Source organism: Candidatus Neomarinimicrobiota bacterium (assembly GCA_022560655.1).
GTDB lineage: Bacteria > Fidelibacterota > Marinisomatia > SCGC-AAA003-L08 > TS1B11 > JADFSS01.
In genome coordinates, this window is the sequence record JADFSS010000086.1 from 1 (window position 1) to 7,464 (window position 7,464).

Annotated in this window: 6 protein-coding genes; 4 read left to right on the forward strand and 2 right to left on the reverse strand. The window is 57.2% G+C overall.

Annotated features, from left to right (window positions below):
* Positions 1–339 precede the first annotated feature (339 nt).
* Both IH971_10075 and IH971_10080 read left to right on the forward strand, forming a co-directional pair.
* A complete protein-coding gene (locus IH971_10075) occupies positions 340–1,887 on the forward strand; it encodes a T9SS type A sorting domain-containing protein (GenBank protein MCH7498184.1) in 1,548 nt (515 codons plus the stop codon).
* Between the two features lie 612 nt (positions 1,888–2,499).
* Positions 2,500–3,297 carry an SDR family oxidoreductase gene (locus IH971_10080; GenBank protein ID MCH7498185.1) on the forward strand — a complete coding sequence of 266 codons (798 nt, stop codon included), beginning with the start codon at positions 2,500–2,502 and terminating at the stop codon, positions 3,295–3,297.
* A gap of 57 nt (positions 3,298–3,354) precedes the next feature.
* Here IH971_10080 and IH971_10085 read toward each other — a convergent pair whose 3' ends face one another.
* The gene (locus IH971_10085) at positions 3,355–4,050 is read right to left on the reverse strand and encodes a hypothetical protein (protein ID MCH7498186.1); all 696 of its coding nucleotides are present in this window, start codon (positions 4,048–4,050) and stop codon (positions 3,355–3,357) included.
* A 3-nt stretch (positions 4,051–4,053) separates the two neighbouring features.
* Positions 4,054–5,373: an aminotransferase class I/II-fold pyridoxal phosphate-dependent enzyme gene (locus IH971_10090; protein ID MCH7498187.1), complete on the reverse strand. Its 1,320-nt coding sequence runs from the start codon at positions 5,371–5,373 to the stop codon at positions 4,054–4,056.
* A 351-nt stretch (positions 5,374–5,724) separates the two neighbouring features.
* Here IH971_10090 and IH971_10095 point away from each other — a divergent pair, with 351 nt between their 5' ends.
* The gene (locus IH971_10095) at positions 5,725–6,657 is read left to right on the forward strand and encodes a hypothetical protein (GenBank protein ID MCH7498188.1); all 933 of its coding nucleotides are present in this window, start codon (positions 5,725–5,727) and stop codon (positions 6,655–6,657) included.
* A gap of 60 nt (positions 6,658–6,717) precedes the next feature.
* Positions 6,718–7,131 carry a hypothetical protein gene (locus tag IH971_10100; GenBank protein ID MCH7498189.1) on the forward strand — a complete coding sequence of 138 codons (414 nt, stop codon included), beginning with the start codon at positions 6,718–6,720 and terminating at the stop codon, positions 7,129–7,131.
* Positions 7,132–7,464 lie beyond the last annotated feature (333 nt).

The following is a 7,464-nucleotide window of genomic DNA, read 5'->3' on the forward strand; positions in this document are numbered from 1 at the left end:
GTTTGGAAAAAAGTGTTGCCACCACTCCCACAAGCGATTTTCCTATGTCGAGGAGGATAGGGCGGACTCATAAGTGAGGAAATAGCTGCGACAAATCCCAAACACTCCTTTTGAAACTTCAATCCCTGGCTCATGCTGATACAACGTGGGCCCTCATGTTTTCATCAAATCTATAATCCAACCTCCAACAATCCCTCTCCCCCGTTCCCCTTCTAATTCCGGGCCGGCAGACCAGTAGGGCGGCACGAACTGCAGGCGAGCAGTGAGAGCTCGTGTACTTTTTCACTTGACAAACGCCTATAACGCACTTATCGTAGCGTGGTTTACGGAAATAATAGTATGACACCCCGCATCTCTCGCCTCCTTGCCCTCCTCCTAGCCCTGTGGGGTCCGACGCCCATCTTTCCGCAGATCGTTCCCACATTTCCCGTCGACCCCGGTAGTGCCGACGACCAGCGCCGGCCGGATATCGCAGTGGACGCGGATGGTAGCTTTACTGTGGTTTGGGGGGCCGCCGTCTATGGCGATGTCTACTTGGCTGTCTATGATGCTCTGGGAAACACCTTGAGAGAGCCCCGTAGCATCGATAGTTCAAATGGCCTGGTTGGATATCTGGCCGCTCCGAAGATTAAGACCTTGGGCGACTATACTGTCGTAGTTTGGCAGGCCAGCTACCACGATCCCGGCAGCGAATCCAACGTCGGCGGCCGATTATTTACTCGCGCCGGAGATCCTGTCGGTGGTGGAATATTCCAGTCATTTGATCAGCTTGGAGACTTTCGCCCGCAGGTTAGTTACATCAATGATAGTACCTTCTATCTCGTTTGGGGCAGCTGGCATGACGGCACGCCCTCAGAGGCGGATATTTACGGCCAAATAATGACCAATTCCAGGCGGCGCATTGGCGATAGCTTTATTGTCAATGACCACACCGATCCGGAAGTGGGACACTACGGTCACCGGATTGCGGCATCTCCAAGCGCAAATCGGGGCGTAATAGTCTGGTATGATAACCGGACTGGCCAGCGGCAAGTCTATGGCAGACGATTCGGCCAAAATGGGCTGCCGCAGGACTCGAGTTTTTTGGTGAGTGACCTGTCGGGCCACTCAGACGTGTCGTTCTTGGCTACGGAAATGGATACCCGTGGTAATTTTCTGGTGACGTGGGCTGGGCAGGTTGACTCGGTATTCAGTATCTTCCTTAGACGATACGACTCAAATGGCGCGGCTCTGGGTCAGATCACGAAAGTGAATGATGGTGAAAATCTGGGTATTATTTATTCTTGGGTCGACGTATCCATCGATTTAGACGGAATATTCATCGTAGTGTGGGAGGAACTGATCGATGGTGTGTATGCTTCCATGGGCCAGCGTTTTGCTGCCAATGGAGCGAAAATGGGGCCAAACTTTTACCTAAATCCACCCGATACCGTCCCCCAATTTTGGCCTGCAGTCTCATTGCGTAATCGAAAAATCTATCTCGCCTGGGAGCGCCAGGGGACATTGACTCAGCCAGACGAGGTCTGGGTAGCCGTCCTGGATTTTGACGACCCGTTAACCGTTTCGGATATGGACGGCACGGTACCTACTGACTTCCAGTTTCATCCGAACTATCCAAATCCATTCAATAGTACGACGGTGCTCTCCTTTGATCTGACCACGTCTTTGCCGGCGGGCAACCTTACTATTTACAATATTCTGGGACGGCCTGTCAAAGCGTTCGGCCTGAGAAGTCTAGCGCCCGGCCATCATACCCTGAACTGGGATGGGAATGATGAGCAGGGTCAGCCCGCACCCTCCGGCATCTACATCTACCGCCTGGTGGCCACCTCTATCGAGACCGGTGAGCGGTTTACAGCAAACCAGAAGATGGTGCTGCTGAAGTAGCTCCCTTTCGCCTGCCCCGCTCTAGCTGTGGAGCGGGGGTCTCGCGCAGCGAGCAGGATGGGTCGGGGCACACTCCCCGCGTCAAACCCCGCGCCCCACGCTGCCCCGCTGCCACCGTATCTTCGGGCATGCGCTACCCTAGCAATCGGCCTCTACTAGCTGCCCCCTCTATTTTAAGAGAGGGGGCGTCACGAAGTTACGGGGGTGAGTTCCTCCACGGACATTGGGGCCGAAAAGGTGTCATGCTGGTGCCATCTTGGGGTCACTTCGGTGTCACGTTGGTGCCGCTTTGGTGCCACCCACTCCGTCGGTGACCGTGACACCGGCCTGGGGCAGTATCCGCTCCACGGCCTCTTCCCCCTCTATTTTAAGAGCGGGGGGGTCACGCCTGTCCCGCCACCTGCGGGGACGTGACGGGGGTGAGTTCCCCCACGGACTTTTGGGCCACTTTTGGGCCATCTTTGGGTCATCTTTGGGCCACCTCTCCCGTCAGTGAGCGTGGCCCAGGCAAGGGGGGGAGGGGGTCACCTGGTTCAGCCCCCGATTCTGCTCGTTTCCGCCCCCATTCCTGTGCAGCTTCAGCCCCGTTGAGGGTAGCCTATGGGAGGGCAAATGACCTACAATGATATGCGCATCGTGCTCACGGGGGCCTCCAGCGGCATCGGTGCCGCCCTGGCCCGGCAGCTGGCCGCCGAGGGTGCCCGGCTGGTGCTGGCCGCCCGCAACGAGGACAACCTGGCCGCGGTGGCTAAAACCTGCCACGAGCTGGGTGGCGAGACGCTGGTGGTACCCACCGACGTGACCGACCAGGCCCAGTGTCAGGCCCTCATCGGCCGGGCCGTCGCGGCATGGGGCGGCCTGGACGCCCTGTTTCTCAACGCCGGTGTCTCCATGTGGTCCCGCTTCGAGGACGTCACCGACATCACCTTCTTCGAGCGCATCATGGCGGTGAACTATTTCGGCGTGGTCTATTGCACCCACTACGCCTTGCCCCACCTGCAGGCGACCCGGGGCCGGCTGGTGGTGGTCACCAGCTCCGCGGCCAAGACCGGTGCGCCCCTGCACTCCGGCTATGCCGCCAGCAAGCATGCCGTCCACGGTTTTTTCGACGCCTTGCGCGCCGAGCTGCTGGGCAGCGGTGTCTCCATCACGCTGGCGGTGCCCATGTTTGTGCGCACGGACATCCGCCTCCACGGCTTCCAGGGCGACGGCAGCCATCCCAAGACCGACCCCTACGACGACAGCAAGTCCATGTCGGCCGATGAGGCGGCCCGCATCACCATCAAGGCGGCCAGGAAGCGCAAGCGGGAGGTGCTCATGACGCTGGAGCTGCAGGCGGCGGTGAAGCTGCGCCCCTTTGTGCCCGGCCTCATCGATCGCATCGCCCGGCGGAAGGTGGGGTTGGATTGATCCGGACCGCCGCGTCCCGCCTGACGGTCGTCTGGACCGGTCTAGGGGCGGAAGGGCCTAGCCGAACTTCTCGGGGCGCTGATAGTGCTGCTCCCCGCGTGTTCCGGGCTGGTTGAACATCTGCATGTAGACGACGGGATCGGCATTGCTCAAGTCGATGGACCGGAAGAAGGGGTGCTCCCAGAACTGGCCTGGATCGCCGGGCTTCTGGTGCTCGTACAGCATCCCTTTCATCACCACGTCGGCCACATAGATTTCGCCCTCGTCCTCCACGAAGGCCTGGAAATAGCGCTCACCGTCGAAATAGTCCGGGTTGGGGTGAATGTTGAGCAGCCGGGCGATGGGGCCGTGGCTGTCCTCGTACTGCGCAATATGGGGATCCTGGGCCAGATCGACTTTCGTGAACTGGCCGTAGACCGGCAGTTTGTAGTAGCTCACGCAGTGGTCCAGATGCTCCTCATTGGTGCTGCCCAGGGAGATCACGTGCATGGCCGATTTGGGCACGCCACGGCGCAGGTCCGGGGCCACCACCAGGCTCAGGATGAGCTCCTGGAACTCCGGCAGCTTATTGAGGGCGCCTGCGGGGAAGTTCAGGGCCGTGAGATTCACCAGCGAGACGCCGGGAGCCACCTGCACCGGTGAGAGCCGCTTGGGGATCAGGTGTTCGATGGCGTCAAGCTCCACCTCATAGAAGGTGGACAGGGCAAAGTCGTAGTTCCAGATGATCAAGCCGTCTTTGTTGGCCCCCGGCATGATTTATGACTCCTGAATGGCGGAATGGATTGGGCGCTCGTGCAGGTCGAAGCCAAAATGCTGGGCGGCATCCAACAGGATTTCCGCGCCCTTGTCCATCTGATCCTCAGTATGTTCTGAAGTCACGAACAGGCGGATGCGGGCTTGATTCTTCGGCACGGCGGGAAAACCCATGAGGGAGATATCCAGCCCCGCGCGCTGGAGATAATCGCTGAGCGGGATGGTGAGATGCTCGTCCTTGTAGATGACCGGGATGATCCAGCTGTGGCTGGTGCCCAGGTCCACGTGGCCGGCCAGCTTGTCGCGCAGGTAATCGGCGTTGTGCCGCAAGCGCTTACGTTTGGCGTCTCCATCGGGTCCGGAGGCCAGCTCCAGCGCCTTGATGAGCCCGCCGGTTACCACCGGGTCCAGGGCACAGGAGAACATCCGCGACCGGGCATACCAGTTGAGGTAGGTGGTCATATCTTCCTTCGCGATGAGGCAGCCGCCAACACCGCCAAACGACTTGCTGAAGGTGCCGATGATCATGTCCACCTCCTCCAGTACGCCCTGCTCCTCCGACACGCCCCGGCCGGATTCACCGGCCACGAGCAGGGAATGGGCCTCATCCACCAGCACGGTAGCACCGTACCGCTTGGCTACGCGCACAATTTCGCGCACGTGGCCGATGTCACCGTCGGCGCTGTAGACGCCCTCCGTGCAGACCAGGATGCGCGTGTTGCGGTAGTCCATGCGGCCGAGCACCCGCTCCAGGTGCTCCACATCGTTATGCTTGTAGAGCTTGATGTTGGCCTGCGACAGGATGGCGCCGTCAAACAGCGAGGCGTGCGAAAGCCGATCCAGTACCACGTAGTCGCCCTTGTGCGCGAAGCCCGAAACTACCCCCAGATTGGCGCCGTATCCTGACGAGAATAGGGTCACGCCATAGCCTGGCAGGCCGAAAAATTCCACCAGCTTCTCCTCCAGCTCTTCATGTACCTTGAAGGTCCCGTTCAAGACGGGGGAGCCGGTGGCGCCCAGTCCGTAGGCATCCAGGGCCTCCCTGGCCGCGGCCAGCACCTCCGGATGGTAAGAGTAGCCCAGATAGTTGTAGCTGGCGAAGCTGATCAGGTCCAATTCCTCGCCCGTATTGCGCTGGACGGTTACCTCCGTCCGCTGGGCGCCGAGGTGGGGGACCTGAAAGGTGTATTTGCCAGCGTCCAGAACCTGCTTACGCCACTGGTTGAAACGGGTAATCTCCGCATGGTCCTTCCCGGCACTATTCATAAACATGTCGAAGGTGAAATCGGTGTAGTGCGAGTCCCTGCTATGTTCGTTGCCCATGAATCGTCCTGCCTGGTTTTCAGGCCTGCCATTGGTTGTCGCTCAGCGCCGTGCTCGCGCCACGCCAGCACTCCTGGCTGGAGGCCACGTAACCGCCAACTAGCAGCTCAAAGCCGGCGGCAAACACTGATTAAAATCCACTGGCAGGCGTGGTCGGCTGGAGGTTAAGTAGGATTCACGGCGTATTCAAGCCCGATTGCCCGGCATGGCACCGGGCCGTAAATTGGCCCTCCACCCGCACGGCATTCCGCCCAGGTAGTTTGCGATTATTACCTTGACATTCTACGGATATCTCACTATTTACTACCGATAATAGCTGACACATGCCTTGCGTTAACAAGGGAGGGAACGATGAAAGCGCACCACCTTATGGCGGCTATCCTGGTCGTCGGACTCGCTACTGGAACCGCATTGGGTCAGGCTAACGGTTGGAAGGATAATGGCATTAACGTAACGCTAGACGTCATCACGGACAGGGTCGGCATCGGGACCGAGACTCCTGCGGTCAAACTTGAGGCACTGGGAATAATACGATCTATTGACGTGGCCGGTGGGAACGACTACATGCAGTTGGAATCGAATGCGTCCGGCGGTGTGCTAAAAGGATTTGCTGGTGGCTCCGCGAATATCATGTTACGAACCTATGGAGAATCCTACTTCCTAGGAGGCAACATCGGTATCGGCACATCGAGCCCAACCAACAGACTGTCCTTCGGCACCAGCTCCATCATCAGCACTGCCACAAGCGACGGTTCTGACAGCGACTATCTGAGGATAACCGGCGGTGGTACAGCATCTAGTACAAGAGGTGCAATACTGCTTTTGTATGGGAATGAACACGCCAATACGGGTCAGGTGCATATCAACAGCGGGGGTGTCTCAGGGGGCGACATCATATTTAATACTGGCGCGAGCGGCGAGGTTGTTAGGATTAAGGCAGGTGGCAATATGGGCATAGGCACGACGAATCCAGGTACTTATAAACTTGCCGTCAACGGTGAGATCAGAGCAAAAGAAGTAATCGTTGAAACTGGCTGGTCCGATTTCGTTTTTGAAGAGCATTATGCTTTGCGGCCTCTAAGTGAGGTCGAAGCATTTATCAAAGCCAACAAGCACCTACCCGATATTCCTTCTGAAAAAGAGGTTTCCGAAAACGGACTTGGTTTGGGAGAGATGCAGGCGAAGCTTCTTCGAAAGGTGGAGGAGTTGACGCTGTATATGATTGAAATGAAGAAAGAAAATGAAGCGTTCCGAGCAGGTCTGGCCAGATTGGAAAGTAACTAGATCGAAAGTGTTAATATCGTTTGTTCTAGGACTACGTCCTGATCGGAATCGGAGGTTCTGATGAGAAACCTGAGTGCCTATTGTGTGTTCATTTCCAGTGTCGTCATTTTTCTGGCCGTATCAGCCTGCTCCCAGGATGAAGAGTTTGTTTTTGAGGGAACCGTTTCCATCGAAGCGCAAGATTCAAGCCTGGTCATCTTCAACCAAACCAATGCGACCATCTACGTCTTCGCAATCGAACAGGAGACGAGTAACGCCGTCGACTTGCGATTTTGCGATGACCCTAATGACTGTGTTCACACGGCCATCAAACCTGGGGACTCCAAGGAGATCCCCCATACGAGCATCCTTGGCTGGAAACCTGGGGCTGTGGTTTTAGTTTATTTATATTACCTGACGGAGAGTTCCTCTAGTGACAGCGGCTATCGAGCGGTGGGCCTTCCCATGCAAACTGTGGAAATGCCTTTTGAATAATCCTAAGTCATTCTTGAAGGAGAAGTCGATGGTAGTAACCCGAATGCAGACCCGCTTCAAAGGTGCCTTCGGAGCGTTAACATTCCTGCTTGTATTTACAGCAACCGACATTTTGCTGGGACAAGCCGTTGAGCTCGTAACTATAGAGCAGTAAGATTGGCATCCAAGCCCACATGGCGTACAGCTCCCACATGTGGCCGAGGTAGCCGAAGTTCGCCAAGCGGGTTGGTTTGTTACTGAGCGCGCTTTTCGCAAAACGCCAGTTGAACGGGGCGGTTTCTTTTAAAAAAGGGCCGGTCTTTATCAGCCGAAACGACATGATAGAAGACACCA